This window comes from Neisseria sp. HMSC073G10 (assembly GCF_001812605.1).
GTDB lineage: Bacteria > Pseudomonadota > Gammaproteobacteria > Burkholderiales > Neisseriaceae > Neisseria > Neisseria subflava_A.
Map to the genome: position 1 here is coordinate 26,696 of NZ_KV809505.1, position 25,074 is coordinate 51,769.

Consider the following 25,074-nt stretch of genomic DNA (forward strand, 5'->3'; position numbering starts at 1 on the left):
ACCACTGCACTGCCTGTGTATAGTCTTGACGGACGCCTTGCCCTTTTGCATACATCGTGCCCAAATTAACTTGGGCTTTAGCATCCCCTTGTTCTGCAGCCCTACGATACCACTGCACTGCCTGTGTATAGTCTTGACGGACTCCTCGCCCTTGGCCATACATCAAGCCCAAATTGAATTGGTCATCGGCATGCCCTTGTTCTGCAGCCTTGCGATACCACTGCACCGCCTGTGCATCGTCTTGACGGGATCCTAACCCTTGATCATACGCCACGCCCAAATTATGTTGGGCTTCTGCAACCCCTTGCTCTGCAGCCTTGCGAAACCACTGCACCGCCTGTGCATAGTCTTGACGGACTCCTTCGCCTTTGTAATACATCACACCCAAATCCAATTGGGCTTGAGCATTCCCTTGCTCCGCAGCTTGAAGCGTTTTCTGAAAATTCGGCATATTATCCGCCCAAACTGCCTGCGCCAAGCCCAAAGATAACAGGGCTACCATCATTTTTTTTAATAATTTATTCATTCTAAAATCCATTTCTTTCAAATTATTGTTTCTGTTTTATCCAAGAAGTTTCAGACGGCCTTTAGCCAGCAAATTCCTCAAAAAATCCGTTGACATCATAGCTGGCTAAAATATGCTGCAATTCCGGTGCGCGCACCCATGGGTCAACCGCCATCGGCGGCATAGGCGGTTCGATACCGTCTTCGTTTTGGTTACGGCACCAATCTGCCATGGCAAAAACTTGGATTAAAACAGGTTCGGCAAGTGCTTTGTCGATGTCCAGTTCGCTCATGGCTTGGGCAAAGCAGGCGATCCATTCGTTGCGGACTTGTACGTTGACGGCAAAGGGCATATGGCGGGCGCGCAGTTGGGGATGGCCGTATTTTTCGACAAAAAGTTGCGGGCCACCGAGCCAGCCGCTAAAAAATTCGTAGAGCTTTTCGCGTATCAGGGTCATGTCTTCGCCGTGCATTTGCCGCAAAGCTTGGTATCTTGGCTCAAGTTCCATCAAGTCGTAGAAACGGTCGGTCAGGGTGCGGATGCCGGTTGCGCCGCCAAAAGATTGGTACATATTTGGGGACTTTCTGTGTGGATTATTGCGGGATTTATTTTGAGACGTAGGATTCAGGCAAGCATGCTTACCTTACATAATGGCCGTCTGAAAGTTTCAGACGGCCTTTGGAGATTTAGCGGATTTTGAGGGTACTCAAACCAATCAGCACCAAGACGATGGTGATAATCCAGAAACGGACGACGACTTGGGTTTCTTTCCAGCCTTTTTGTTCGTAATGGTGATGAATCGGCGCCATCAGGAAGATGCGTTTTTTGGTGCGTTTGTACCAACCGACTTGCAACATAACGGAAATGGCTTCAACAACAAACAGGCCGCCCATGATGACGAGGACAAATTCTTGGCGGATGATGACGGCAACGGTACCGAGCGCCGCACCAAGTGCGAGCGCGCCAACGTCGCCCATAAAGACTTGTGCCGGATAGGCGTTAAACCACAAAAAGCCGAGACATGCGCCACACATGGCGGTACAGAAAATCACCACTTCGTTTGCACCGGCAACGTAAGGCAATTGCAGGTATTGGGCAAATTGGGAGTGTCCGCTGGCATAAGCAAAAATGGCAAGACCGGCGGCGACAAGTACAACGGGGAATGCGGCCAGACCGTCCAAACCGTCGGTCAGGTTAACGGCATTGGATGTGCCGACGATGGTCAGGTAGGACAATACCAAGAAGCCGACTACGCCAAGCGGCAAGGCAACTTGTTTGAAGAAGGGAACAATCAGGATATTGTTGGCAGAGTTTGTCGCAAGGTAGAACAATGCCAAGCCGGCGATAATGGCAACGCTGGACTGCCACACCATTTTAAATTTGGCAGACACGCCGTTAGGGTCTTTATAAACCACTTTGCGCCAGTCGTCGTAAAAACCGAGTGCGCCGGTAGCAAGCAAGACTCCTAAGAGAATCCAGATATAAGGATTTGCCCAGTTACCCCACAAGATTGTGGACACGGTAATAGCGGTCAAAATCAGCGAGCCACCCATGGTTGGCGTACCGTTTTTGATCAGGTGGGTTTGAGGGCCGTCGGTACGGACGGCTTGGCCGACTTTAAGCGCAGTCAGCTTGCGGATGGTCCACGGACCAAGCAATAGGGAAAACGCCAAAGCAGTCAAAGCCGCCATGACGGCGCGGAATGTGGTGTATTGAAAAATATTCAGACCGGTTAACCAGTTACTGAAATGTGCGAGCCATAAAAACATGGGGCTTCCTTTTTTGTTTTTGTTGTTACAGCGGGCTTATTGCCCAATTAAAAATCAATCGGTATGCCGTCTGAAATTTCAGACGGCCTTATTGAGTAAGATTATTTCTCTACCACGCAAATCGGATAGTTTCCAGGATTCTTTCCGCCGCCCAAATCCAAGCAGGTATCTTCATAAATAAATGCCTGTACTTTCATTCCGGCATAAAACGCGGCAATCAGCAAACCAGTCAATAGTAAAATCTTTTTCATATTTCAGACGGCCTTTTACGCGGTTGTTGCTGCCAATGCCTCGATCACTTCTTCCATCTTCATAAAGCGCGAGCCTTTGACCAATACAGTAGCGCGTTCAGGCAAGTCGTGGCTCAACACTTGAATCAGCGGATCTTTGTCAGCAAACCACAAACCTTCCGCGCCAAACGTTTCCGCTGCCTCAACGCTGTTGTCGCCGACAAAATACGCGGCCTCGATGCCTTTATCCCGTGCATACGCGCCAACTTCGGCGTGCATGGCAGCAGCTTCATCCTCGCCCAATTCGCCCATATCGCCCATCACAAAAATACGCGGCGCAGGCATAGCGGCGAGCACATCAATGGCGGCTTTCATGCTGTCAGGGTTGGCATTATAAGTATCGTCAATCAAAGTCGCGCCTTTAATGCCTTGCTTGATATTCAGACGGCCTTTGATATTACTGAAATTTTTCAGGCCGTCTGAAACTTCGGCAAGGCTCAAACCTGCCGCTAAAGCTAGAGCCGTCGCCGCTACGGCATTATGCACATTGTGACGGCCGGGGACTGGCAACACCACGGCAACACGTTCATTGCCACGCACCAAATCAAATTCGCAGGACAACGGTTTCAACTCAATATTTTCTGCATGGACATCGCCACTGGCAACGCCGAAAGTCTGAGCGTTCAATTGCGCAGTAGCAGCTTCAAATGTAGCGATATTGGCATCTTCGCACGGAATCAGCGCAATGCCGTCTGAAAGCAAACCTTCGTAGATTTCACTTTTTGCTTTAGCAATATCGCCGACGCCATCAAAACCACAACCGACATGCGCACGCAAGGCGTTATTGACCAGAGCAACATTCGGACCGGCAATTCGGGTCAGCAAAGACAATTCGCCAAAATGGTTCATACCCATTTCAATGACGGCATAGCGGTGTTTTTCGTTCAACTTCAACAAAGTCAGTGGCAAGCCGATATGATTGTTGAAATTGCCGGCTGTCGCCAACACAGCTTCATCACCGAATCGATGACGCAATACGCCGGCCAACATCTCTTTAACCGTCGTTTTACCGGAAGAGCCGGTAATGCCAAAGACAAACGGATTCACATTTTCACGCCACGCCTTCGCCAGTTTTTGCAAAGCCGCAAGCGTATCGTCAACCTTCAACGCGCCTTTCAAAGCCACACAATCTTCGCGCGAAACCACAACTGCCGTCGCCCCCGCTGCCAACACATCTTCAACAAAGTCATGCGCGTCAAAGCGCTCGCCGGCAAGCGCGAAAAATACGTCGCCGTCCTGAATATCGCGGCTGTCTGTAACGATACGCGAAACAGGTTGATTTTCAGACGGCATCGGAAGGTTGAGGGTCTGACAAATAAAATTAAGGTCTAGTGGTTTCATGATTGTGTTTCTTGTCCTTGTTCTAACGGCTCCACATTTTTATCCGTATTTTGGGAAACCATTTTTAAATGACGATAATTGCGTCTTGCCAGCACAATAAAAAGAATAGCGGCAAAATTTACACCGACAGTAAGCTTATGTACCGTAAGGCTAAATGATAATTGCAGTACACTTTCTATATAATACGTAAAAGAAAATGCCTCTCCTACAAAGACTATTTGCAACAAGCATGGCGTGTACACATATATCATTCTATTAAAACCTATTTCACGGAATTTAAACGCATTCCATGCTGCAGACAGCGCCAACACACCCAAAATGAAAAGTAAAATCCCAAAAAACACAGCCCATGCCATGTTGTTAATCAGTCCTTGCACACTCTGAATTGATGCCAGAATCAACCAAACCACGCCCTGTACAAAAGTCAGCCATGCCATAAATTTACCGCTTTTGGGCAATTTTTTATAATCAGGAAATGTATTGGAAAACCAACTTTTCATACTATAAATCACTTTCTCTTATCAACTGCCGATTTTCCCGTACTGCTGGTAATCGGAAAAACACAATACAATGGTTTTACCGTTTTGGCGGTAGGGGTGGCAAAGGCTGTAATTGCCATCTTTTGCCTCATAACGTATTTCATTTGTTTGTCCGGCAAATACCCTCTGCAAGTATTCACGCTCGCTCAGATTTGGGGCATAAAGATATTGCGTTTTGCTGATTGTTTCTTTATTGCCATTCCGAGTAACGACAAAACCATTATCATCGCCTACCCCCTGAGCATTGGGCGCCTGCTCATCAATCCCACTTAAATGGGAATCGGCTGAAAAAGCCAAATAAACCTGTTTATTACCTATCGTATCCGGCACAATCACCGTAGCGGCTTTAAAGGCAGAATCTTCCTTCGACATCAGCTCAAGGATTAACGCCGCTTTTTTGATGTACGCCAATTCAAAACGATAATCTGCCAACGCGTTGATTTGCGATGGATTATCCTTGACGATACGCTCTAGAGATTGAGTCAAAATCTGACGTTTTTGCTGAACAGTCAGATAATTTCCGCCAAATAACAGGGCTGCTAAAACGGGAAATACTGCCAACAACAAATATAAGGTTTTCCGGCTACCTTTGCTTTCTTCCTCTTGTCCTCGCTCGGCGATACGGGTCAAATTCAGCATGATGTTCAATATCAAGGCACCCGCCATCACGGCAAAAATCCCCAAAATACTCATCAGGAAAATTTCCGTAATGTATTCGCGGAATACCTTAAGCCCGAAAACATTGGATGAAATCAGAACAAATACCCAATACACCAGCAGCACGACTGCTACCATACCGATGATATTCGTTGCCTTAACCAATTTCTTTGCGTTCATACTCTCAAATCGTGTTCAGACGGCCTATCTATTCTGACTAATCAGCGGATACGGATTTACCGCGCCGCTGGGCAGATACACGCCGTAATGCAGGTGGGCCGGTGTAGTTCTGGCGTTGCCGGTTTTACCGACATAGCCGATAACCTGCCCTTCTTTGACTCGCTCATACAGGCGGATACGGGCAAATTTATTCAGATGGGCATAGTAATGCCACGCACCCGGCCCTTGAATACCGATAACTTTACCACCCAATCGGTTGCGCCCGATTTTGGTCACGATACCGGGCGTCGTACTGCGTATCGGCGTATTTTTCTTAGCAAAAATATCCACACCTTCATGCCTGCGCCCCTGACTGCGTGCGGCGCCCCAAGTGTCGTCAAAACGTTTGCCTTTAACAGGATTGGGCAGGCTTTGCTCGGCAGGAGGCTGTTGCGCCCTCAACTGCTCGATTTCGGCAGTAGGACGCGGAAGTTGTTTGGTTGTACAACCTGCGAATAAAACCACGGCTGCACTGATTAATAAGGTTTTTATCGGCATTTTCAGCATCAAATCGGTCTCCTTGTTGTTCAGACGGCCTTGTTAAAAAATCCTCTGAAACAAACAACTGTGATGGGTTTAATGGCTGACGTGCCGTAATGCGTGTGTCGTATTGCTTTTATTGTATAGGTTTAAATCTTTTTCAGACGGCCTTAAGGTTTCGGGCCGTCTGAATATTTGCGTTATGGCTTAACTGCGCTCTGCCAATGCTTTTTCTGCGATTTCAAAATCGGAGAAATGGTGCTTCACGCCTTGTACATCCTGATAGTTTTCATGCCCTTTACCGGCAATCAGAATGATGTCATTCGCAGCGGCTTGTTCAACCGCATAACGGATGGCAACAGCGCGATCAACTTCAACACGCTCAGGATTAGGTACGGCAGGCAAAATATCGCTGATGATGTCTTGCGGATTTTCCAAGCGCGGGTTATCGCTGGTAACCACCACTTTATCGGCACCCTGAACTGCTGCCGCGCCCATCAGCGGGCGTTTGCCACGGTCTCGATTGCCGCCGCAACCAAATACGCACCACAAAGCCGCACCCTGCGGTTTGATTTCCTGCAAGGTGGAGAGTGCTTTTTCCAATGCGTCGGGCGTGTGGGCGTAATCGACAACGACCAAAGGTTTGCCGCTGTTCATAATGCAATCCATGCGGCCTGAAGCAGGACGGATTTTTGCCAGCACTTCCAAAATGTTATTGAGTGGATAGCCGTTGGCACACAGCAAGGTAACGCAGGCGGCGAGGTTTTGCGCGTTGAATCGTCCGAGCAGACGGGTACGGCATTTTCCTTCGCCCCACGGGGTTTGGAATACGGCTTCCATGCCGTCTGAAGAAGCGGTGAAATCGGTAATGCGGATATCGGCTTGCTCGCCAAAGCCGTAGCCGTAAACGGCTAAATCGGGACAGTCTTTTTTCAGACGGCCTACCAGTTCTGCACCGTATTCATCATCGACATTGATGATGGCGTGTTGCAGACCATGCCAGTAGAACAAGCGCGATTTGATGGCACCGTAGGCTTCCATGGTGCCGTGATAATCGAGGTGGTCTCGGGTAAGATTAGTGAAGATTGCACTGCGGAATGGCACGCCGTTGACGCGCGATTGGTCAAGGCCGTGGCTGGAAACTTCCATCGCGGCGGCTGTTGCGCCTTGTTGACGGAAACGGTAGAGCAGGGTTTGGACATCGACGGGAGCGGGGGTGGTGTGCGTGGTTTCTTCCAATGCGCCCCAAAAGCCGTTGCCGACCGTGCCGATAATGGCGGTTTTTTCTCCCAACAAATCGGTGGCTTGCGCCAGCCATTGTGTGATGGAGGTTTTGCCGTTGGTGCCGGTTACGCCCCAGACTTTGAGGTCGTCTGAAACATTGCCATAAACTTGCGCCGCCAACATGCCGGCACGGTGTTTCAAATCTTTGATGCCTTGATTGGGGACTTTCCATTCGGGATTCCACGCGAATTTGCCGTCGTCGTCCCAAAAAACAAAAGCCGCGCCGTTGGCAATGGCTGCGGGGATATAACTGCGACCGTCCGTATATTCGCCCTGACAGGCAACGAAAATATCACCTTGTTTAATTTGACGGCTGTCTGAATGCAACAAACGCCCTGCTGCGTTTGCACACAGCAGAGGCGGAATGTTGGTTTCAGCTAAAGGGGTTAACTTGCTGAACATAAACAATATCTCTTTGATTGTTTGGATTATGACGGTACTTTGACAGTAGCGGTATTACTTAAAGGCTTGGTCGGGGAAACGCCCAAGATGTTCAAGCTTCCGCTCATGACTTCTTTGAATACGGGACCGGCAACCACGCCGCCGTAATAGCCGTTGGCAGTCGGTTCGTCAATGGTAACGGCCACAATCACGCGTGGATTTTTAGCCGGAGCAAAACCGATGAATGTACCGACGTGTTTGTTGTCTACATAGCGACCATTGACCAGTTTACGCGCCGTACCGGTTTTCGCACCTACATCGAAACCATCGACAGCACCGGCAGTACCGGTACCGCCGGCTTCAGTAACGGAAACCATCAACTCGCGCACTTTTTTCGCAGTAGAGGCTTTGATGACGCGCTTGCCTTTAGGGGCAACCGCTTGTTTTTCAAAGCTGACCGGCAACAATTCGCCGTCATGGGTCAAGACAGTATAGGCTCGCGCCAACTGCAGCAGGCTTAATTGCAGGCCATAACCGAAAGACATGGTTGCTTGTTCGATTTTTTGCCATCTGCGCCAGCTTCTCAACAAACCTGCAGTCTCACCAGGAAAGCCTGAATGCATGCGCACACCCACACCTAAATCATGATAGAAATCGTACATTTCTTTAGGCGTAAACATGGCAGAAAGTTTACTGGTACCGACGTTGGAAGATTTTTGCATAATGCCGCGCACATCCAAAGTAGGATAAACGTGGGTATCTTGTACGGTAGCCGGACCGATTTTGTAAGGCAGGGTATTGAACGTATCGGTTGCATCCACTTTGCCCGAATCCAATGCTTTGGCAATGGTAAACGGCTTCATGGCAGAACCGGGTTCGATCATGTCGGTTACGGCGCGGTTGCGGCGCTGTTCGCTATTGGCTTGACCCGGTTGATTCGGATCGTAAGCCGGGCTGTTGACCAAAGCCAAAATTTCGCCGGTTTGCGCATCCAATACCACAACTGTACCCGCTTTGGCTTTGTGATAAGCCACCGCTTTGTTTAACTCGTCATAAGCGAGCGTTTGAATACGCTGATCCAAAGACAAAATCATGTCTTGGCCGTTTTTAGGCACGCTGTTGCGTGGAGAGTCGAGGCTGTCTACGATATTGCCTTTGTTGTCACGCAATACAACTTTCGCACCATCTTCACCGCGCAGGCTGTCTTCACGGGAAAGCTCCAAGCCCTCCTGACCTTTGCCGTCGATATTGGTAAAACCGATAACGTGCGCAAACAGATTGCCCATCGGGTAATGGCGTTTCAATTCTTTTTGGAATGCAATGCCTTTAATGCCCAATGCTTTGATTTCTTCTGCTTTCTCGTAGCTGAGTTGACGTTTCAGATAGATAAAGCCTTTGTCTTTTTTAGACAATTTATTTTTCAAAACTTCAACAGGCACATCAGCAATGGCCGACAATTTTTCCAACTGCTCGTCAGTCGGCATTTCCTCCATACCGGAAGGCATGGCATACAATGATTCGGTAGGCGCACTCAAAGCCAATGTGGCACCATTGCGGTCGGTAATCATACCGCGTGATGCCGGCAGCGGAAGCGTACGCACAAAACGTTGGTCGCCCTGATTTTTCAAAAATTCATGCTGACTGGTTTGCAGATAAACCCCGCGCACCAACAGACCGGTAAATGCCAGCGCAACAGCGCCCAGCACCAAACCGATTCGCCCGTTACTTGTCAGCGGCTTTTTCGTTTTTGTTGTTCCAGACAGCATTTGAGGTTTATATTCGTTCTTAATTAACATGTTGAACTTCTCATGACTTAGCTGCTCAGTGAGCCATCAAATCCCGTAAATCTTGCACCAATGCAAGGCTCTGTATTCTTATTTTTTGCGTTCCAGCATAGCCGTATTATGCGCACCCGGAGGAAGCAGATGTTGCTTTTCGGCCGCCACTTTAATCAACTTGTGGTTTGCCAATCTTGCTTGCTCCAATTTCAGGCGCGCGTAATCCTGTTCCAACTGAATTTCCCGTTTTTGTGCCTTATCCAACTCGATAAAATGCAAACGGGACTGGTTTTGCTTAAACACTACGGCAAAGGCTGAGACCGTCACCAAAACCAGCAATAAAATATTCAACTTACCCATCTCAAACTTTCAGACGGCCTGTCAACAGGATTATCTCTTACGACAGCGTTTAGACGCCATCCCCTACTCAATAACCGAAAATTCGCCACTGCTTCGCTCCGCCACACGCAAAACTGCACTGCGCGCACGCGGATTGGCTTCAGTCTCTGTCGAATCCGGTTTGATTGCTTTGCCCACAGCCTTCAAAGGCGGCTGAGGCAAATCCGCTTCCTTAACCACTGCCCAACGGGGCAATGGCGCATGTTGCGAATATTTTTTAATAAACTGCTTCACAATTCTGTCTTCCAGCGAATGGAACGCAATGACAGCCAAGCGCCCACCCTCTTTCAGACGGCCTGCAACCTGCGGCAAAACTGCCTCTACCTCTTCGAGCTCGCGGTTAATAAAGATGCGAACTGCTTGGAAGGTGCGCGTTGCAGGGTCTTGTCCGCGCTCACGAGTACGGACGTTTTGCGCCACAAGCTGCGCCAGCTTGCGGGTTGTATCGATGGGACTCTCCTCGCGTTGCGCAACAATGGCGCGCGCAATCTGGCGACTAAACCGCTCTTCACCATAATTCTTAATTACCTCGTGTAAATCCTGTTCGGATGCAGTTGCAATCCATTCTGCCGCAGACATCCCACGGGTCGGATCCATCCGCATATCCAACGGCGCATCAAAGCGGAAACTGAATCCGCGGCTGCCATCGTCAATTTGCGGCGACGAAATCCCCAAATCAAAAAGCGCACCGTCAATCTTATCGATGCCCAATTCATCCAAGGCCGTCTGAAATGTTTCAAAACCATTGTGTACGACACTGACACGTTTATCTTGCGCCGCCAGCTCATTGGCTACCGCAATCGCCTCGGGGTCTTTATCAAAAACAACCAAACGCCCCTGCTCACCCAAACGCGACAAAATCAGCCGGGAATGCCCTCCCCTACCGAACGTACCGTCCACATAAATCCCGTCTTCACGGATTGCCAATGCATCCACCGCCTCATGCAATAAGACAGTAACATGCTGATAATTTTCAACTTTACTCACAATTGCAAATCCGTTTGACTCAATTGGAAAGCCAATTCATCAGGATCGATATCCAAAGCCTGATTCATTTCCTCTTCCCAATGTTCGCGACCCCACAACTCCATACGGTTTGCACGGCCAACCAAAGTAACTTCTTTTTCAAAATCCACGCGTTTGCGCAGATTGGCCGGAATCAAAACGCGTCCGGCGCTGTCCCACTCCAAAATCTCCGCATTGTGCAGCAGCAAATTCTGATACCGTTGCAAAGATTCATTGCCGGCTACTTTCAACTTCAGAATCTGCTCGGCTTTTTCTTCCCAAACGGGCTCGGGGTACATCAATAATTTTTTTCGGGAATCCAGGGTGACCACAATTGCAGGCGTATAACGGCGCAGCAAAATATCGCGGAATTTGGCAGGAATCGCCAACCGCCCTTTACTGTCCATACTCAATTCATGAGCACCGCCAAACACATCACACCCCAAATTCGATTAAAATAAAACAGAGTGGGATTAAAAATCCCACCTTCCTAAAATCTTTCGTTTTCACTTCCACGGAACACTTTTTAGGAAAAAGTAACCACTTTCACCCACTATGCCCCACTAACCGACACTATAAGAAATTTTGGCAATCAGGTCAAATCCGTTTCTTATCTGAAATAAAACACTAAACACTTTAAATTCAATATCTTATATATATAATGATGCATGACATATGGGTTTATTAAGTGTTTCGTTTAGCATTAAATACTATATGTAGTATTATTCATGGTATAAAAATACTACATATAGTATTTTTATACTCAATTACCACCCCTCTCATAAGGAGCTATAATATACAAACAAATTCAATTTTTTTACATTATCTAACAGTCATGAAGCCTCAACTCCCCCTTCCTTCCCCTGATGCACAAGCCTCTTCAGCACACCTGACCAAGCTTATAAAAAACGAAATTGAACAACATCAAAACTGGATACCCTTCTCCCGTTTTATGGAGCTTGCCCTTTACACACCTCAATACGGCTATTACAGCGGAGGCAGCCATAAAATCGGTACGGACGGCGACTTCATTACCGCCCCCACCCTCTCCCCCCTATTCGGACAAACCCTTGCCAAACAACTTGCCGAATTACTGCCGCAAACAGCAGGCAATATCTATGAATTTGGTGCAGGAACAGGTCATCTCGCTGCCACACTCTTGCAAAACCTTTCAGACGACCTGAATCATTACTATATTATTGAGCTATCGGCAGAACTTACAGAGAGACAACGCCAATATATTATTGAACATACCTCCCCAGAAGTAGCCGCCAAAGTCATCCACCTCACCACATTGCCCGAACATTTTGACGGCATCATCATCGGCAACGAAGTATTGGATGCCATGCCGGTGGAACGCTTGATTTATCAAGATGAAGGGTTTCAACAAATCGGCGTTAGCCTAGAGAATGACGAGCTAATCGAAGTCATTAGACCATTAACCCAAGCCGAACTTACGCAAACAGCCACCTTATACTTCCCTCCCCTTCCCTCATACACAAGCGAGCTGCATCCGGCACAATATGCCTTTATCCAAACCCTGGCCGCCAAATTGCAGCGCGGCGGCATGATATTTATCGACTACGGCTTCGATGCCGCTCAGTATTACCATCCGCAACGCAAGGAAGGCACATTTATCGGCCACTATCGCCACCACACCATCCATGATCCGTTTTTCAATATCGGCCTGACCGATTTGACTGCACACGTCAATTTCACTGATATTGCACGTGCCGGCACGGAATCAGGTTTAGACTTAATCGGCTACCTGCCCCAATCTTATTTCCTGCTCAATCTCGGCATCACTGATCTGCTGGCACAAATCGGCAGCTCGGATTCGGTTGAATATATCCAAGCCGCAGCAGCAGTACAAAAACTGATACATCAGCACGAAATGGGCGAACTTTTTAAAGTGATCGCTTTTGGCAAAGATATCAATATCGATTGGACAGGCTTCAGCCACGGCGATATTTGCCATAAGCTATAGCCTGACAATCTACTTTTTATTTTTTAAAAACAATAAGAAATAAAAAAAATCAAAATTAGCGCTTGCCAAATATTCAAAAAAAACTATAATAGCGACTTCACAAAACGGCGAATTAGCTCAGTCGGTTAGAGCAGAGGAATCATAATCCTTGTGTCCGGGGTTCGAGTCCCTGATTCGCCACCAAATTTCGGGGGTATAGCTCAGTTGGTAGAGCGCTTGCATGGCATGCAAGAGGTCAGCGGTTCGATCCCGCTTACCTCCACCACTAAACAAAAAAGCTCTTGTTAAATGCAAGAGCTTTTTTGTTTAGCTTGATTAATAACTGATTGCTCATTAATTTTGCCACTTCAATACCCAATCAATACAATACCTAATCAATAAAGGCCGTCTGAAACATTTCAGACGGCCTTTTATCTTTTAATTACTTCACAAGCTTCAATACTTTTTTCGGTTTTTCTTCCGCAGATTCAGCTTTTTTATCTTCAGCTACCGCAACCTCGGCAGAAGCAGGCTGATATGGTTCTACCTCAAAACCCATACCCTCTCCACTTTCGCGGCCAAATATACTAACAATATGACCGACCGGAATCCAAATCTCGTGCGCTACGCCGGAAAAGCGTGCAGAGAAATTGACCCATTCGTTGTCGATATTCAAGTTATGGCTGGCGGTAGGACCAATATTTAAAACAATTTCATTATCGCGTACATACTGCATCGGCACACGGGTATGTTCATTTACCCAAGCTACGATGTGCGGTGTTTGGTTATTATCCAAACACCATTCATACAAAGCACGCAACAAATACGGTTTGGTTGAAGTTGCCATAGATCCGTCCTTTAGCGGCGCATGGCTTTTTCAGCCGGCGTCAATGCTTCAATAAAGGCTTCACGTTGGAAAATCCGCTCGGCGTATTTCAGCAAAGGCGCAGCAGATTTACCTAGTTTGATGTCGTAATAGTCCAAACGCCACAACAGTGGAGATAAGGCAACATCAATCATAGAAAAGTCATCGCCCAAGATGTATTTGTTTTTAGTAAAAGACGGTGCCAACAGTGTCAGACCATTGCCAATGGCTTCACGCGCTTTAGCTTGTTCTTTATTGGTAGATTCAGGGTTTTCCAACACTTGCACCAAGCTGAACAATTCTTTTTCCATACGGTACAGCACCAAACGGCCGCGACCGCGCATAACAGGATCACCCGGCATCAGTTGAGGATGAGGGAAACGCTCGTCAATGTATTCGTTGATAATGTTTGATTCATGCAAAATCAAATCACGCTCAACCAGAACCGGTACTTGGTTATACGGATTCATCAAAGCCAAGTCTTCAGGTTTGTTGAACACGTCCACATCTTTGATTTCAAAATCCATGCCTTTTTCGTACAGCACAAAACGGCAACGTTGGCTGAATGGACAAGTAATACCTGAATACAATGTCATCATAATCTTTTACTCCTGATAAATCTTTTCAGACGGCCTTAAGCCTTATAAAAATTCAGACAGAATTATACATAATTTCAAACACTTAATCCAGAAATTTCACATATCACATTGTTTATATTAAGTAATTTTAAAATTTACATTATTTCCGCATAAACCGATTTCACAAACAAAAAGGCAAACCTGAAACAGGTTTGCCTTTTTGATTCAAAAGAATTAGTGAACGTCTTTCCAGAATTCTTTTTTCAGGAAGTAAGCCAATGGCAGCATTACTGCAAACAGGAATGCCAGAACCATGTAGCCGATGCGGTGGCGTTGCAACTGAGCAGGCTCACCCATGTACACCAAGTAGTTCACCAAATCGCGTACATAAGTATCGTACTCTTTTTGGATCACTTTACCGTTAGGCAGGCGACGGCTGTGCAGACCGGTAGATTCCCAATACAGCTTAGGAGTCAGGTTGCCATGCTCGTCTTTAATCATAACGGGCTGACCTTTAGCATCCAACTCAACGGCTTGAACACCTTGTTGCTCCCACAATGGGTGAGGCATACTCGCGCCGGCCAAAACAGTATTGTTCCAACCGGTTGGACGAGTTGGGTCTTTATAGAAGCCGCGCATATAGGCGTACAGGTAGTCTGCACCTTTAGAACGTGCGATCAGGGTCAAATCCGGCGGAGGCGCACCCAACCATTTGGAGGCATCTTTCGGATCCATTGCCGCTACCATGACGTCACCAACGTTGTCTGTTGTGAACATCAGGTTTTTCTTGATTTCATCTTCAGTCAAACCAATATCTTTCAGACGGTTGAAGCGCATACCGCTTGCAGAGTGACAAGACAAACAGTAGTTTGTAAAGATTTGCGCACCGTGCTGCAGACTGACTTGATCACGCAGGTCGATATCGACTTTTTCGTAGTGTCCGCCGCCGCTGGCGACGGCTGCACTCATAGGCACTGCCAGCAATAAGGCAGCAAACCAGTTTTTCAGAGTTTGTTTCATTTTCGCTGCCCTCATCAGATATTGGTTGCAAACAAGTAAGCACCGACAACGGTAATACCGACGTAAACAAAGAACATAATTTTTTGTTTAGTAGTGCTCATGGTTACGCGTTCAGGCGTAGCTTTTTCGCTATTAAACGCATTCAGGAATGGAATAGCTGCAAAGAAAACAGTGTAAGCCAGAACGAACGCCTTAACGATGTTATTTGGCAAGACTGCAACTAAATACAGGTTATAAATAATTAAAGCTGCATAAACAAACAGACTGATTAAATATTTAATACCACCAGCTTTTTCAGCCAACCATTTAGGATTTGTATGCAAAGGCATACCGATGAAGAACAAGAAATAGAATGCACTGAATGCACGAGCAAAAGCTGTACGTGTATCATCTGCTACCAATGCACCCAAAATTCCCAAGCCGATAAAAGATACAACAAACAACGCCAACATTACTTTGAACGAGTTGCTGCGGTAACGAACAGATTTTACAGGTGACTTATCCAACCAAGGCAACAAGGCAATCAATACAACTGCTGCACCCATGCCGATTACACCCCATACCTGAGTACCTGCCATCGAAGGAATCGCACGCAAAATAGCGTAGAACGGGGTGAAATACCATACCGGCGCAATGTGCGGCGGTGTTTTCAACGCGTTTGCTGCATCGAAGTTTGGCGCTTCCAAGAAGTAGCCGCCGCCTTCAGGTGCAAAGAACAACACAGAACAGAAGACAATCAAGAATACAACAACACCCAAGATGTCTTTAACGGTGTAGTAAGGATGGAATGGGATACCATCGCGTGGAATACCGTTTTCGTCTTTGTTTTTCTTGATTTCAACGCCATCAGGGTTGTTAGAACCCACTTCGTGCAGGGCGATGATGTGAGCCACAACCAAGCCGAGCAATACCAAAGGCACAGCGATAACGTGCAGGGCGAAGAAGCGGTTCAAAGTAACGTCGGAAACGTTGAAGTCACCGCGGATCCAAGTGGACAAATCAGGACCGATAACAGGGATGGCGGAGAACAGGTTAATAATTACCTGCGCACCCCAGAAGGACATTTGACCCCAAGGCAACAGGTAACCCATAAAGGCTTCTGCCATCAATGCCAAGAAAATCAGGGAACCGAAAATCCACACCAATTCACGAGGTTTTTTGTACGAACCGTAAATCAGACCGCGGAACATATGCAGATAAACGACGATGAAGAAGAAAGATGCGCCGGTGGAGTGCATGTAGCGGATAATCCAACCTCCGGACACGTCGCGCATGATGTACTCTACTGCGGTAAAGGCAGCAGGCAGATGGTAAGCGTTAAGGTTGCCGTCCGGTTTGTAGTTCATGGTCAGGAAAATACCGCTGACGATTTGAATTACAAGGACGAGTAGAGCCAAAGAGCCGAAGTAATACCAGAAGTTGAAGTTCTTCGGCGCATAGTATTGAGCCAAATGCTCATTCCACATTTTAGACAGAGGGAAGCGATCGTCCATCCAGCCTAACAATGCTTTTGCTTTGCTATTGGTTTGGTTTGCCATAATTATCGTTCCTTATTTTTAGTCTTCGCCCACCAAAACAGTCGTATCGCTCAGATATTTGTAAGGCGGTACAACCAAGTTGGTCGGTGCAGGAACACCTTTGTATACTCGGCCTGCAATGTCAAATTTCGAACCGTGGCAAGGGCAGAAGAAACCGCCTTTCCAGTCTGCACCCAAGTCGGCGGGAGCAATATCGGGACGGTAAGTCGGAGAGCAACCCAGGTGGGTACAGATACCGATAGCGACGAGGAGGTTCGGCTTGATCGAACGGGTCTCGTTTTTAGCGTATTCCGGTTGCTGATCCACTTCGGAATTGGGATCGACAACTGCGCCATCCAAACTTTTCAAGTCTTTGAGCTGTTGATCTGTGCGGTTGACCAGCCAAATCGGTTTGCCCTGCCATTCGGCAGTCAGCATTTGGCCTGCTTCGATTTTGCTGACATCTACTTCGACAGCAGCACCGGCAGCCTTAGCTTTCTCCGATGGGAAGAAGCTGGCCACGAAAGGCGTAGCTACGCCCAGAGCCGCCACACCGCCTGCACCGCATGTAGCCAGTGTCAGGAAACGGCGGCGACCGTTGTTGATTTCTTGATTATCCATTATTCAGTCGTCCTAAAATTTTGGGAATACCGAGCCATTAAACAGCGTAATTCTACCTAGTTTGTTGTAATACTCAAAGCATTATTTAAAATAAGGTAAAGTTTTTATGATATTGCTCAATACTCAGGCAGGGTTGTTTTCATCAAAGTGAACCACTTCGATACCGAATTTTTCTGCCACGGCATCGCCTAAGGCGCGGACGCCGTAACGTTCTGTCGCATGATGGCCGGCACTGATAAATGCCACACCCGTTTCGTTGGCAAGATGATATTGTGCTTCGGAAATTTCACCGGTCAGATACGCATCGACACCTTCGTCTGCGGCCGTCTGAAAAAATCCCTGCGCACCTCCGCTACACCAGGCAATACGTTTGATTTCGCGTTCAAGATCGCCGATAACGGTCGGCTTGCGGCCGAATACCGCCTCGATGCGTTCAGACAACTGCGCCAGCGTTTGCGTGGTTTTCAGGCGGCCTGTATTCAACAGATTTTGCTCGCCGAATTGTTTTTCGAGCACCCAATCGAGTTTCTCGGCCAACTGCGCGTTATTGCCCAATTGCGGGTGCGCATCCAGTGGCAGATGGTAGCCCGCCATATTGATTTGGTGTTGCAGCAAGGTTTCAATGCGTGCTTTTTTCCAACCGGTAATCGTGACAGGCTCGCTTTTCCAAAACATGCCGTGGTGGACCAAAAGCAGATCCGCCCCCTGCTCTACGGCAAAATCGATTGCAGCTTTGCTGGCGGTAACCGAAGTGGCGATTTTGGCAATTTCTTCTTTGCCTTCGACCTGCAAACCGTTGGGCGCATAGTCCTTAAACAGCCCGACCTGCAATGTCTCATCACACCAAGCCAGAATTTCGCGGCGTAAAGCCATATTCCGCTCCTTATATCTATCTTCAAAAACAGCTTCGCATTCTAACCGCAAAATCTGTTTATGCCTCAAATTCTTACATTCCGATTTCAGCAATCATTCCCAACATTAATCATTTGCACATCATCATGAATTATTTTAATATACCCCACCTTACCTACAGGCCGTCTGAAAACACATGGACTCTATTATCGAATTGCGTCATCTCAAAACCTTGCTGGCTTTAGAAGAAACCGGCAGCGTTTCCCTTGCCGCCAAACGGGTTTTCCTGACCCAATCCGCCCTGTCGCACCAAATCCGCGCCTTGGAAAATTATTACGAAACGCCGTTGTTTGAACGTAAATCCACACCTTTGCGCTTCACTCCGGCCGGTATGCGCCTATTGCAACTGGCACGCGAGCTGTTGCCGCAGGTTGCCGCCGCCGAACGTGATTTGGTGCGGATTATCGAAGGCGAAGCGGGCGAACTCAGGCTTGCCGTCGAATGCCACACCTGCTTCGACTGGCTGATGCCTGCCATGGGCGAGTTCCGCCCCTTATGGCCGCAAGTTGAATTGGACATCGTTTCCGGTTTCCAAGCCGATCCGGTCGGGCTGTTACTGCAACACCGTGCCGACCTTGCCATCGTTTCCGAAGCCGAGCCGCTCAACGGCATCAGCTATCGCCCTCTGTTTGCCTATGAAATGGTCGGCATCTGCGCAGAAGACCACCCGCTTGCTGACAAAGACATTTGGGAAGCGGAAGATTTTATCGATGAAACCTTGATTACTTATCCCGTCCCCGACGAAATGCTGGATTTGCCTAAAAAAGTGCTGCTGCCCAAAGGCATTAATCCACCACGCCGCCACAGCGAGCTGACCATTGCCATTATTCAGCTGGTTGCCAGCAAACGCGGCATCGCTGCCCTGCCCTATTGGACGGTCATGCCGTATCTGGAAAAAGGCTACGTCGTCCATCGCAAAATCACTTCAGACGGCCTGCAAAGCAAACTTTATGCCGCCATTCGTACGGAAGATGCCAACAAAGGCTATCTGGACAACTTCTGCCAAATCACGCACGACCGCTGTTTTGCCGACTTGCCGGGTTTGAGCGAATTAGAAATGTAAACTTGAAACAATCAAAAGGCCGTCTGAACAATTTTCAGACGGCCTTTTCAATATATAAAAAATCTCACTGCTTCTATTCGGACTCATCCAAGCCCAAACACGCTGACAAATCGATTGCAGACGGCCATGTTTTATCAGGCGTAACCCGAATATCGAAATGCTCGCCGCGATAATCAAAAACCAAACGCCAAGCGTGCAGAAACAGATGTTCCGCCTCATCGCCGCCATACAGCGTATCGCCCAAAATCGGACTGCCTATGCTTTTCATGGCCACGCGCAGCTGATGGGTTTTGCCGGTAAACGGTTGCAACACAAACAGGCGCAAACCGGGCTGCAGGCTTTGGCTGCTGAAACGGGTAACGGCAAAATTATCCTCATCACGCGTCAGCTTCCATGTACCACGCCGCGAACGCGCCATACCTCCTTTCACCCAACCCTGCTTTTTCGCCGGCTTGTGCGTACCGAGTGCCAAATAAGTTTTACGCATGGTTTTCTCGGCAAACTGCGCCGATAAAGCGGCCGCGCTGTCATGGTTTAACGCAAACAGCAACAGGCCGCTCGTGGCTTTATCCAATCGGTGAACCAGCCACACGCGTTCAACACCGAGCTGCTGCGCCAGCGATGAGGTCAGACAAACATCCCCTTCCGATTCGCTGTGCACCGACACCCCACAAGGCTTATTGATGACCACAAAGTCTTTGTGTTCAAAAACAATGTCCCACATTTCAGACGGCCTTCAACACAATACCGTCGCCAAGCAGAGTCAAAATACCCAGCAGGCAGAACAAGATACACGCAACAATGCGCACTGCTTTGGCCGGAATTTTGCGCATCAGCATTTCGCCCAAATACACGGCAGGCACAGAAGCAATCATCAAACCGGCAATACTGCCGACCACAACCAGCAGGATAGATTGGTATTTTGCCGCCAAAAGAACCGTCGCAATTTGCGTTTTATCGCCGATTTCCGCCAAGAAAAACAGGACGACCGTCGCCGTAAATGCGCCGTATTTCAACCATTTGCCATCAGGGTCTTCGTCTTTATCCGGCAACAGCAGCCATAATCCGACCGCAATAAAACTGCCGCCGACCACCCATTTCATGACTTCGGGCGAAATAGCGGATGCCAGCCAGACACCGAGTGCGGCTGAAACAAGATGGTTCAACAGGGTTGCAATAAAAATACCGGCAACAATCGCGTTTTTGTGGGCAAAACGTGCAGCCAAAAAGAGCGCGAGCAATTGCGTCTTATCGCCGATTTCGGCAATGGCAACGCCCAGCGTCGAGGAGAAAAAAGCTTCCATGATTTAAGATACTCAACCGAAAAGCGGGCAAACAAAAAGCGCTGTGCATACCGCCCGCAAGGGTATGGACAACGCTTACGTCTTGCCTGTCTTCCGATAAAGCAGAGAAGATACCGCTGCCACGGCCGCACAAGCCGATTATGTTGACAACGGTTTCGGCATTGCGCCGAATAGCTACTCCCGTAAGAGTGAAGCGCGAATTGTAAGGCAAACCATGGCTTGAAGCAACAAAAAGAAAAACAAAAGGCCGTCTGAAACCTGATTCAAGCAGATTTCAGACGGCCTTTTTCACAGCGATTAATTATCGGAGAACAAATCGCCTACTTTTTCGCCTACTTTTTCCCAAAACGATTTTTTGCGCGGGGTTTGGCTGAGATTGAGGCCGGAGGAGATTTTTTCAAATTCTTCCAGCAACTCTTTCTGACGGTCGGTCAGGTTGACCGGTGTTTCAACCAAAATATGGCAGTACAAATCGCCAGTCGAGCTGGAACGCAGAGACTTGATGCCTTTGCCTTTCACGCGCATACGGCGGCCGGTTTGCGTTTCTTTCGGAATGTGCAGTTTCACTTTGCCGTCCAAAGTCGGCACTTCGACTTCGCCGCCCAATGCGGCAATGGCAAAGCTGATCGGCAGTTCGCAATGCAGGTCCAAGCCGTTGCGCTCAAAGATTTTGTGCTGTCTCACGCGGACATTGACGTACAAATCGCCTGCCGGTGCGCCGTGTTGACCCGGCTCGCCCTCGCCACTCAAGCGGATGCGTTGACCGTCGTCGATGCCTGCCGGAATGTTGACTTCAACCGTTTTGCTGGTTTTGGTGCGGCCTTCGCCACGGCATTTGACGCAAGGATCTTTGATTTCTTTGCCTGTACCGTGACAAGTCGGACAAGTCTGCTGCATTTGGAAAATGGCTTGGCGGACGTGCACCGTACCTGAGCCGTGACAGGTCGAACAAGTCGATGCGGATGTGCCCGGTTTGGCACCTGAGCCGTGGCAGACATCACATTCTTCGTAAGTCGGAATGTTGATGCGTTTTTTCACGCCTTTAGCGGCTTCTTCAAGCGAAATCTCTATGCCGACCTGCAAGTCCGCGCCGCTGTAATCCGGCTGACGGCCGCCTGCGCTGCCGCCACCGCCGAACATTTGGCTGAAAATATCGGAAAAATCGAAGCCTTGCGTGCCACCGAATCCGCCTTGGCCGCCGAAACCGCCAAAGCCACCGAATCCGCCCGCACCTGCGCCCTGTTCAAACGCGGCATGGCCGTATTGGTCGTACATGGTACGTTTTTCCTTGTCAGACAAGGTGTCGTACGCTTTTTGGACTTCTTTAAATTTTTCTTCCGCTTCTTTGTTGTCAGGGTTGCGGTCGGGATGGTATTTCATTGCCAGCTTGCGGTAGGCTTTTTTGATTTCATCGTCGCTAGCGCTGCGGGCAACACCAAGGGTTTCGTAAAAATCTTGGGTACTCATAGTTTGATAGTGTTTTGAATAAGTTTGAACTGGGTCGGATATGTGGGCGGAAGGTAAAAAACTCAAGTCGATATTTTTAAGGCCGTCTGAAAATTTTGTTTCAGACGACTTCCCTTACCTTGTCAAAGCATGATAATGGCCTTAAATTGAAAGAATATTTGACTCTATACTACTGTTTTATATTAGAAAGATTTTCCTCCATGATGAAAAAAAACGCTTCCTTTTTATGCCTGATGCTGATGATGACCGCTGCCAGACTTACCGTTAACCGTTTCATATTTAGACCGTCTGAAACCCTGTTTTCAGACGGCCTTTTGATTGTTTGCATTCCTCCATATAAAAACAAACGGGAAACAACAATGCCAAAGCGGTTTGACATGATGTTACGATACAAGCAATCCGCTTCTGAATCCGCTATAATCTGCGTTTGATTTTATTTTCCAACGCCTTTTGTACAAAGCGAAACATCATGCAAGAACAATATCAACCCGCCGCCATTGAGCCTGCGGCGCAGAAAAAATGGGATGACGCCCGTATTTTCAACGTCTCCGAAGACGCTTCCAAACCCAAATACTACTGCCTCTCCATGTTCCCCTACCCCAGCGGCAAGCTGCACATGGGGCATGTGCGCAACTACACCATCGGCGACGTATTGAGCCGCTTCAAACTCTTAAACGGCTTCAACGTCATGCAGCCTATGGGTTGGGACGCGTTCGGCATGCCGGCGGAAAACGCGGCGATGAAAAACAACGTCGCCCCTGCCGCTTGGACGTACGACAACATCGAATACATGAAAACCCAGCTCAAAAGCCTGGGTTTTGCGATTGACTGGGAACGCGAAGTCGCCACTTGCAAACCCGAATACTACCGCTGGGAACAATGGCTGTTTACCAAGCTTTTTGAAAAAGGCATCGTCTATCGCAAAAACGGCACGGTAAACTGGGACCCTATCGACCAAACCGTCCTTGCCAACGAGCAAGTCATCGACGGACGCGGCTGGCGTTCCGGCGCGTTGATCGAAAAACGCGAAATCCCGATGTATTACTTCAAAATCACCGATTACGCCGAAGAGCTGCTCAACGATTTAGACAAGCTGGAACACTGGCCGGAACAAGTCAAAACCATGCAGCGCAACTGGATCGGCAAATCTCGCGGCATGACCGTGCGCTTCGCCGTTTCAGACGACAGCAAACAAGGTTTGGAAGGCGATTACGCGAAATTCCTGCAAGTTTATACCACCCGTCCCGACACGCTGATGGGCGCGACTTATGTTGCCGTTGCCGCCGAGCATCCGCTGGCAACCGCCGCAGCCGCCGACAAACCCGAATTGCAAGAGTTTATCGCCGAATGCAAAGCCGGCTCGGTTGCCGAAGCCGATATGGCGACGATGGAGAAAAAAGGCGTGCCGACCGGACGCTACGTCGTCAACCCGCTCAATGGCGACAAGCTGGAAGTGTGGATTGCCAACTATGTATTGTGGGGCTACGGCGACGGCGCAGTGATGGCTGTTCCGGCGCACGACGAACGCGATTTCGAGTTCGCCACCAAATACAATCTTCCTAAAAAACAAGTCATTGCCGTCGGCGATAACGCATTCGATGCGAACCAATGGCAAGAATGGTACGGCGACAAAGAAAACGGCGTATTGGTCAACAGCGGCGACTTGGACGGCATGAATTTTCAGACGGCCTTCGACACCATCGCCGCCAAGCTGCAAAGCCAAGACGCGGGCGAACCGAAAACCCAATACCGCCTGCGCGACTGGGGTATTTCGCGCCAACGCTACTGGGGCTGCCCGATTCCCATCGTCCATTGCGAAAAATGCGGCGACGTCCCCGTCCCAGCCGACCAACTGCCCGTCGTCTTGCCTGAAAACGTCGTACCCGACGGCATGGGTTCGCCTTTGGCAAAAATGCCCGAATTTTACGAAACCACCTGCCCATGTTGCGGCGGCGCGGCGAAACGCGAAACCGACACCATGGATACCTTCATGGAATCGAGCTGGTATTTCTTCCGCTACATGTCGCCCAAATTTTCAGACGGCATGGTCGATCCTGCCGCCGCGAAATACTGGAGCGCGGTCGACCAATACATCGGCGGCATCGAACACGCGATTCTGCACCTCTTGTACGCGCGTTTCTTCACCAAACTGATGCGCGACGAAGGCTTGGTCAGCGTGGACGAACCGTTTGAACGCCTGCTCACGCAAGGCATGGTCGTCTGCGAAACCTACTACCGCGAAAACGACAAAGGCGGCAAAGACTGGATCAACCCTGCCGATGTCGAGCTGACTTTTGACGACAAAGGCCGCCCTGTTTCCGCCGTTCTGAAAGCAGACGGCCTGCCTGTCGTCATCAGCGGCACGGAAAAAATGTCCAAGTCCAAAAACAACGGCGTTGATCCGCAAGAGCTGATCAACGCCTACGGCGCGGACACCGCCCGCCTGTTCATGATGTTCGCCGCACCGCCCGAACAGTCCCTCGAATGGAGCGACAGCGGCGTCGAAGGCGCGCACCGCTTCCTGCGCCGTCTGTGGCGTACCGTTTACGAATACCTGAAGCAAGGCGAAGCAGTCAAAGCGTTCGCAGGCAACCAAGACGGTTTGTCTAAAGAACTCAAAGACCTGCGCCACAAACTGCATTCCACCATCGCCAAAGTCAGCGACGACTACGGCCGCCGCCAGCAGTTCAACACCGCCATCGCCGCCGTGATGGAATTGCTCAACCAATATGACAAAACCGACACCGACGGCGAACAAGGCCGCGCCGTCGCCCAAGAAGTATTGGAAGCCGCCGTGCGCCTGCTGTGGCCGATTGTGCCGCACATCTGCGAAACCCTGTGGAGCGAATTGAACAGCGCGAAACTGTGGGAAGCAGGCTGGCCGACAGTCGATGAAGCCGCCTTGGTCAAATCCGAAATCGAAGTGATGGTTCAAGTCAACGGCAAACTGCGCGGTAAAATCACCGTCGCCGCCGACGCATCCAAAGCCGACCTCGAAGCCGCCGCCCTTGCCAACGAAGGCGCAGTGAAATTCATGGAAGGCAAGCCTGCGAAGAAAATCATCGTCGTTCCCGGACGCTTGATAAATATCGTCGTCTAAACCGCTTTTAAGGT

25 protein-coding genes and 2 tRNA genes are annotated in these 25,074 nt (G+C 48.9%); 5 read left to right on the top strand and 22 right to left on the bottom strand.

Annotated features, from left to right (window positions below; all coding sequences use genetic code 11):
• The 13 genes from HMPREF2865_RS03260 to mraZ form a co-directional block, all read right to left on the bottom strand.
• Positions 1–526 (bottom strand): tetratricopeptide repeat protein (locus HMPREF2865_RS03260; protein WP_141752512.1); only part of this gene is annotated, 526 nt, incomplete at its 3' end.
• A gap of 61 nt (positions 527–587) precedes the next feature.
• Positions 588–1,076 (bottom strand): group II truncated hemoglobin, encoded by a 489-nt coding sequence (locus HMPREF2865_RS03265; RefSeq protein ID WP_070645587.1) that lies wholly within the window; start codon positions 1,074–1,076, stop codon positions 588–590.
• A 115-nt stretch (positions 1,077–1,191) separates the two neighbouring features.
• The gene (gene mraY, locus HMPREF2865_RS03270; RefSeq protein WP_004518887.1) at positions 1,192–2,274 is read right to left on the bottom strand and encodes a phospho-N-acetylmuramoyl-pentapeptide-transferase; all 1,083 of its coding nucleotides are present in this window, start codon (positions 2,272–2,274) and stop codon (positions 1,192–1,194) included.
• Positions 2,275–2,375: 101 nt separating this feature from the next.
• Positions 2,376–2,525: a hypothetical protein gene (locus tag HMPREF2865_RS12125; protein WP_049335337.1), complete on the bottom strand. Its 150-nt coding sequence runs from the start codon at positions 2,523–2,525 to the stop codon at positions 2,376–2,378.
• A 15-nt stretch (positions 2,526–2,540) separates the two neighbouring features.
• Positions 2,541–3,905, bottom strand: coding sequence for a UDP-N-acetylmuramoyl-tripeptide--D-alanyl-D-alanine ligase (murF, locus tag HMPREF2865_RS03275; RefSeq protein WP_070645589.1), 1,365 nt, complete (start codon positions 3,903–3,905; stop codon positions 2,541–2,543).
• Entirely contained in the window at positions 3,902–4,405 is a 504-nt protein-coding gene (locus tag HMPREF2865_RS03280; protein ID WP_070645591.1) for a hypothetical protein, read from the bottom strand. Before HMPREF2865_RS03280 ends, murF begins: the two co-directional genes overlap by 4 nt.
• Positions 4,406–4,426: 21 nt before the next feature.
• Positions 4,427–5,281 (bottom strand): peptidase, encoded by an 855-nt coding sequence (locus HMPREF2865_RS03285; protein ID WP_070645593.1) that lies wholly within the window; start codon positions 5,279–5,281, stop codon positions 4,427–4,429.
• Positions 5,282–5,305: 24 nt separating this feature from the next.
• Positions 5,306–5,827, bottom strand: a complete 522-nt coding sequence (locus HMPREF2865_RS03290) for a M23 family metallopeptidase (protein ID WP_070645595.1) — start codon at positions 5,825–5,827, stop codon at positions 5,306–5,308.
• 180 nt (positions 5,828–6,007) lie between these two features.
• A complete protein-coding gene (locus HMPREF2865_RS03295; protein ID WP_070645597.1) occupies positions 6,008–7,486 on the bottom strand; it encodes a UDP-N-acetylmuramoyl-L-alanyl-D-glutamate--2,6-diaminopimelate ligase in 1,479 nt (492 codons plus the stop codon).
• A gap of 26 nt (positions 7,487–7,512) precedes the next feature.
• A complete protein-coding gene (locus HMPREF2865_RS03300) occupies positions 7,513–9,261 on the bottom strand; it encodes a peptidoglycan D,D-transpeptidase PBP2 (protein WP_004518895.1) in 1,749 nt (582 codons plus the stop codon).
• A gap of 78 nt (positions 9,262–9,339) precedes the next feature.
• Positions 9,340–9,603: a cell division protein FtsL gene (gene ftsL / locus HMPREF2865_RS03305; RefSeq protein WP_003681879.1), complete on the bottom strand. Its 264-nt coding sequence runs from the start codon at positions 9,601–9,603 to the stop codon at positions 9,340–9,342.
• Positions 9,604–9,666: 63 nt separating this feature from the next.
• The gene (gene rsmH, locus HMPREF2865_RS03310) at positions 9,667–10,629 is read right to left on the bottom strand and encodes a 16S rRNA (cytosine(1402)-N(4))-methyltransferase RsmH (RefSeq protein WP_070645599.1); all 963 of its coding nucleotides are present in this window, start codon (positions 10,627–10,629) and stop codon (positions 9,667–9,669) included.
• On the bottom strand, positions 10,626–11,081 hold the full coding sequence (mraZ, locus tag HMPREF2865_RS03315; protein ID WP_003748265.1) for a division/cell wall cluster transcriptional repressor MraZ: 456 nt from the start codon (positions 11,079–11,081) through the stop codon (positions 10,626–10,628). The genes rsmH and mraZ overlap by 4 nt, the downstream gene beginning before the upstream one ends.
• Positions 11,082–11,482: 401 nt before the next feature.
• Between mraZ and HMPREF2865_RS03320 the strand changes: the two genes are divergently transcribed.
• From HMPREF2865_RS03320 to HMPREF2865_RS03330, 3 genes are all read left to right on the top strand, one after another.
• Positions 11,483–12,634 (top strand): class I SAM-dependent methyltransferase, encoded by a 1,152-nt coding sequence (locus HMPREF2865_RS03320; protein ID WP_070645601.1) that lies wholly within the window; start codon positions 11,483–11,485, stop codon positions 12,632–12,634.
• Between the two features lie 106 nt (positions 12,635–12,740).
• Positions 12,741–12,817, top strand: a tRNA-Met gene (locus HMPREF2865_RS03325).
• Between the two features lie 6 nt (positions 12,818–12,823).
• Positions 12,824–12,899, top strand: a tRNA-Ala gene (locus HMPREF2865_RS03330).
• Between the two features lie 156 nt (positions 12,900–13,055).
• On the opposite strand, the gene HMPREF2865_RS03335 is transcribed toward HMPREF2865_RS03330, so the two are convergent.
• From HMPREF2865_RS03335 to HMPREF2865_RS03360, 6 genes are all read right to left on the bottom strand, one after another.
• Positions 13,056–13,460: a ClpXP protease specificity-enhancing factor gene (locus tag HMPREF2865_RS03335; protein WP_070585198.1), complete on the bottom strand. Its 405-nt coding sequence runs from the start codon at positions 13,458–13,460 to the stop codon at positions 13,056–13,058.
• Positions 13,461–13,471: 11 nt separating this feature from the next.
• Positions 13,472–14,077 carry a glutathione S-transferase N-terminal domain-containing protein gene (locus HMPREF2865_RS03340; RefSeq protein ID WP_039861850.1) on the bottom strand — a complete coding sequence of 202 codons (606 nt, stop codon included), beginning with the start codon at positions 14,075–14,077 and terminating at the stop codon, positions 13,472–13,474.
• A gap of 213 nt (positions 14,078–14,290) precedes the next feature.
• The gene (locus HMPREF2865_RS03345; RefSeq protein ID WP_039864285.1) at positions 14,291–15,076 is read right to left on the bottom strand and encodes a cytochrome c1; all 786 of its coding nucleotides are present in this window, start codon (positions 15,074–15,076) and stop codon (positions 14,291–14,293) included.
• Positions 15,077–15,090: 14 nt separating this feature from the next.
• The gene (locus HMPREF2865_RS03350; protein WP_168162036.1) at positions 15,091–16,614 is read right to left on the bottom strand and encodes a cytochrome b; all 1,524 of its coding nucleotides are present in this window, start codon (positions 16,612–16,614) and stop codon (positions 15,091–15,093) included.
• Positions 16,615–16,632: 18 nt separating this feature from the next.
• Complete coding sequence (gene petA / locus HMPREF2865_RS03355; protein WP_070459589.1) at positions 16,633–17,214, bottom strand: ubiquinol-cytochrome c reductase iron-sulfur subunit; 582 nt, start codon at positions 17,212–17,214, stop codon at positions 16,633–16,635.
• A gap of 123 nt (positions 17,215–17,337) precedes the next feature.
• Positions 17,338–18,087: a Nif3-like dinuclear metal center hexameric protein gene (locus HMPREF2865_RS03360; RefSeq protein WP_070645603.1), complete on the bottom strand. Its 750-nt coding sequence runs from the start codon at positions 18,085–18,087 to the stop codon at positions 17,338–17,340.
• Between the two features lie 175 nt (positions 18,088–18,262).
• Between HMPREF2865_RS03360 and HMPREF2865_RS03365 the strand changes: the two genes are divergently transcribed.
• Entirely contained in the window at positions 18,263–19,189 is a 927-nt protein-coding gene (locus HMPREF2865_RS03365; RefSeq protein WP_070504237.1) for a LysR family transcriptional regulator, read from the top strand.
• Between the two features lie 73 nt (positions 19,190–19,262).
• Here HMPREF2865_RS03365 and HMPREF2865_RS03370 read toward each other — a convergent pair whose 3' ends face one another.
• From HMPREF2865_RS03370 to dnaJ, 3 genes are all read right to left on the bottom strand, one after another.
• The gene (locus tag HMPREF2865_RS03370; protein WP_070645605.1) at positions 19,263–19,913 is read right to left on the bottom strand and encodes a TIGR01621 family pseudouridine synthase; all 651 of its coding nucleotides are present in this window, start codon (positions 19,911–19,913) and stop codon (positions 19,263–19,265) included.
• Position 19,914: 1 nt separating this feature from the next.
• Complete coding sequence (locus HMPREF2865_RS03375) at positions 19,915–20,493, bottom strand: TMEM165/GDT1 family protein (RefSeq protein ID WP_070645607.1); 579 nt, start codon at positions 20,491–20,493, stop codon at positions 19,915–19,917.
• A gap of 297 nt (positions 20,494–20,790) precedes the next feature.
• Entirely contained in the window at positions 20,791–21,960 is a 1,170-nt protein-coding gene (gene dnaJ, locus HMPREF2865_RS03380; protein WP_070645609.1) for a molecular chaperone DnaJ, read from the bottom strand.
• A 469-nt stretch (positions 21,961–22,429) separates the two neighbouring features.
• On the opposite strand from dnaJ, the gene leuS reads away from it, so the two are divergent.
• Positions 22,430–25,060 (top strand): leucine--tRNA ligase, encoded by a 2,631-nt coding sequence (gene leuS, locus HMPREF2865_RS03385; RefSeq protein ID WP_070645611.1) that lies wholly within the window; start codon positions 22,430–22,432, stop codon positions 25,058–25,060.
• The last annotated feature ends 14 nt before the right edge of the window (positions 25,061–25,074 follow it).

Excerpts from the sequence above, each read along its gene's own strand:
- HMPREF2865_RS03265 (WP_070645587.1), bottom strand. The coding sequence starts at position 1,076 with ATGTACCAATCTTTTGGCGGCGCAACCGGCATCCGCACCCTGACCGAC.
- mraY (WP_004518887.1), bottom strand. The coding sequence starts at position 2,274 with ATGTTTTTATGGCTCGCACATTTCAGTAACTGGTTAACCGGTCTGAAT.
- HMPREF2865_RS12125 (WP_049335337.1), bottom strand. The coding sequence starts at position 2,525 with ATGAAAAAGATTTTACTATTGACTGGTTTGCTGATTGCCGCGTTTTAT.
- murF (WP_070645589.1), bottom strand. The coding sequence starts at position 3,905 with ATGAAACCACTAGACCTTAATTTTATTTGTCAGACCCTCAACCTTCCG.
- HMPREF2865_RS03280 (WP_070645591.1), bottom strand. The coding sequence starts at position 4,405 with ATGAAAAGTTGGTTTTCCAATACATTTCCTGATTATAAAAAATTGCCC.
- HMPREF2865_RS03285 (WP_070645593.1), bottom strand. The coding sequence starts at position 5,281 with ATGAACGCAAAGAAATTGGTTAAGGCAACGAATATCATCGGTATGGTA.
- HMPREF2865_RS03290 (WP_070645595.1), bottom strand. The coding sequence starts at position 5,827 with ATGCTGAAAATGCCGATAAAAACCTTATTAATCAGTGCAGCCGTGGTT.
- HMPREF2865_RS03295 (WP_070645597.1), bottom strand. The coding sequence starts at position 7,486 with ATGTTCAGCAAGTTAACCCCTTTAGCTGAAACCAACATTCCGCCTCTG.
- HMPREF2865_RS03300 (WP_004518895.1), bottom strand. The coding sequence starts at position 9,261 with ATGTTAATTAAGAACGAATATAAACCTCAAATGCTGTCTGGAACAACA.
- ftsL (WP_003681879.1), bottom strand. The coding sequence starts at position 9,603 with ATGGGTAAGTTGAATATTTTATTGCTGGTTTTGGTGACGGTCTCAGCC.
- HMPREF2865_RS03320 (WP_070645601.1), top strand. The coding sequence starts at position 11,483 with ATGAAGCCTCAACTCCCCCTTCCTTCCCCTGATGCACAAGCCTCTTCA.
- HMPREF2865_RS03335 (WP_070585198.1), bottom strand. The coding sequence starts at position 13,460 with ATGGCAACTTCAACCAAACCGTATTTGTTGCGTGCTTTGTATGAATGG.
- HMPREF2865_RS03340 (WP_039861850.1), bottom strand. The coding sequence starts at position 14,077 with ATGATGACATTGTATTCAGGTATTACTTGTCCATTCAGCCAACGTTGC.
- HMPREF2865_RS03345 (WP_039864285.1), bottom strand. The coding sequence starts at position 15,076 with ATGAAACAAACTCTGAAAAACTGGTTTGCTGCCTTATTGCTGGCAGTG.
- HMPREF2865_RS03350 (WP_168162036.1), bottom strand. The coding sequence starts at position 16,614 with ATGGCAAACCAAACCAATAGCAAAGCAAAAGCATTGTTAGGCTGGATG.
- petA (WP_070459589.1), bottom strand. The coding sequence starts at position 17,214 with ATGGATAATCAAGAAATCAACAACGGTCGCCGCCGTTTCCTGACACTG.
- HMPREF2865_RS03360 (WP_070645603.1), bottom strand. The coding sequence starts at position 18,087 with ATGGCTTTACGCCGCGAAATTCTGGCTTGGTGTGATGAGACATTGCAG.
- HMPREF2865_RS03365 (WP_070504237.1), top strand. The coding sequence starts at position 18,263 with ATGGACTCTATTATCGAATTGCGTCATCTCAAAACCTTGCTGGCTTTA.
- HMPREF2865_RS03370 (WP_070645605.1), bottom strand. The coding sequence starts at position 19,913 with ATGTGGGACATTGTTTTTGAACACAAAGACTTTGTGGTCATCAATAAG.
- HMPREF2865_RS03375 (WP_070645607.1), bottom strand. The coding sequence starts at position 20,493 with ATGGAAGCTTTTTTCTCCTCGACGCTGGGCGTTGCCATTGCCGAAATC.
- dnaJ (WP_070645609.1), bottom strand. The coding sequence starts at position 21,960 with ATGAGTACCCAAGATTTTTACGAAACCCTTGGTGTTGCCCGCAGCGCT.
- leuS (WP_070645611.1), top strand. The coding sequence starts at position 22,430 with ATGCAAGAACAATATCAACCCGCCGCCATTGAGCCTGCGGCGCAGAAA.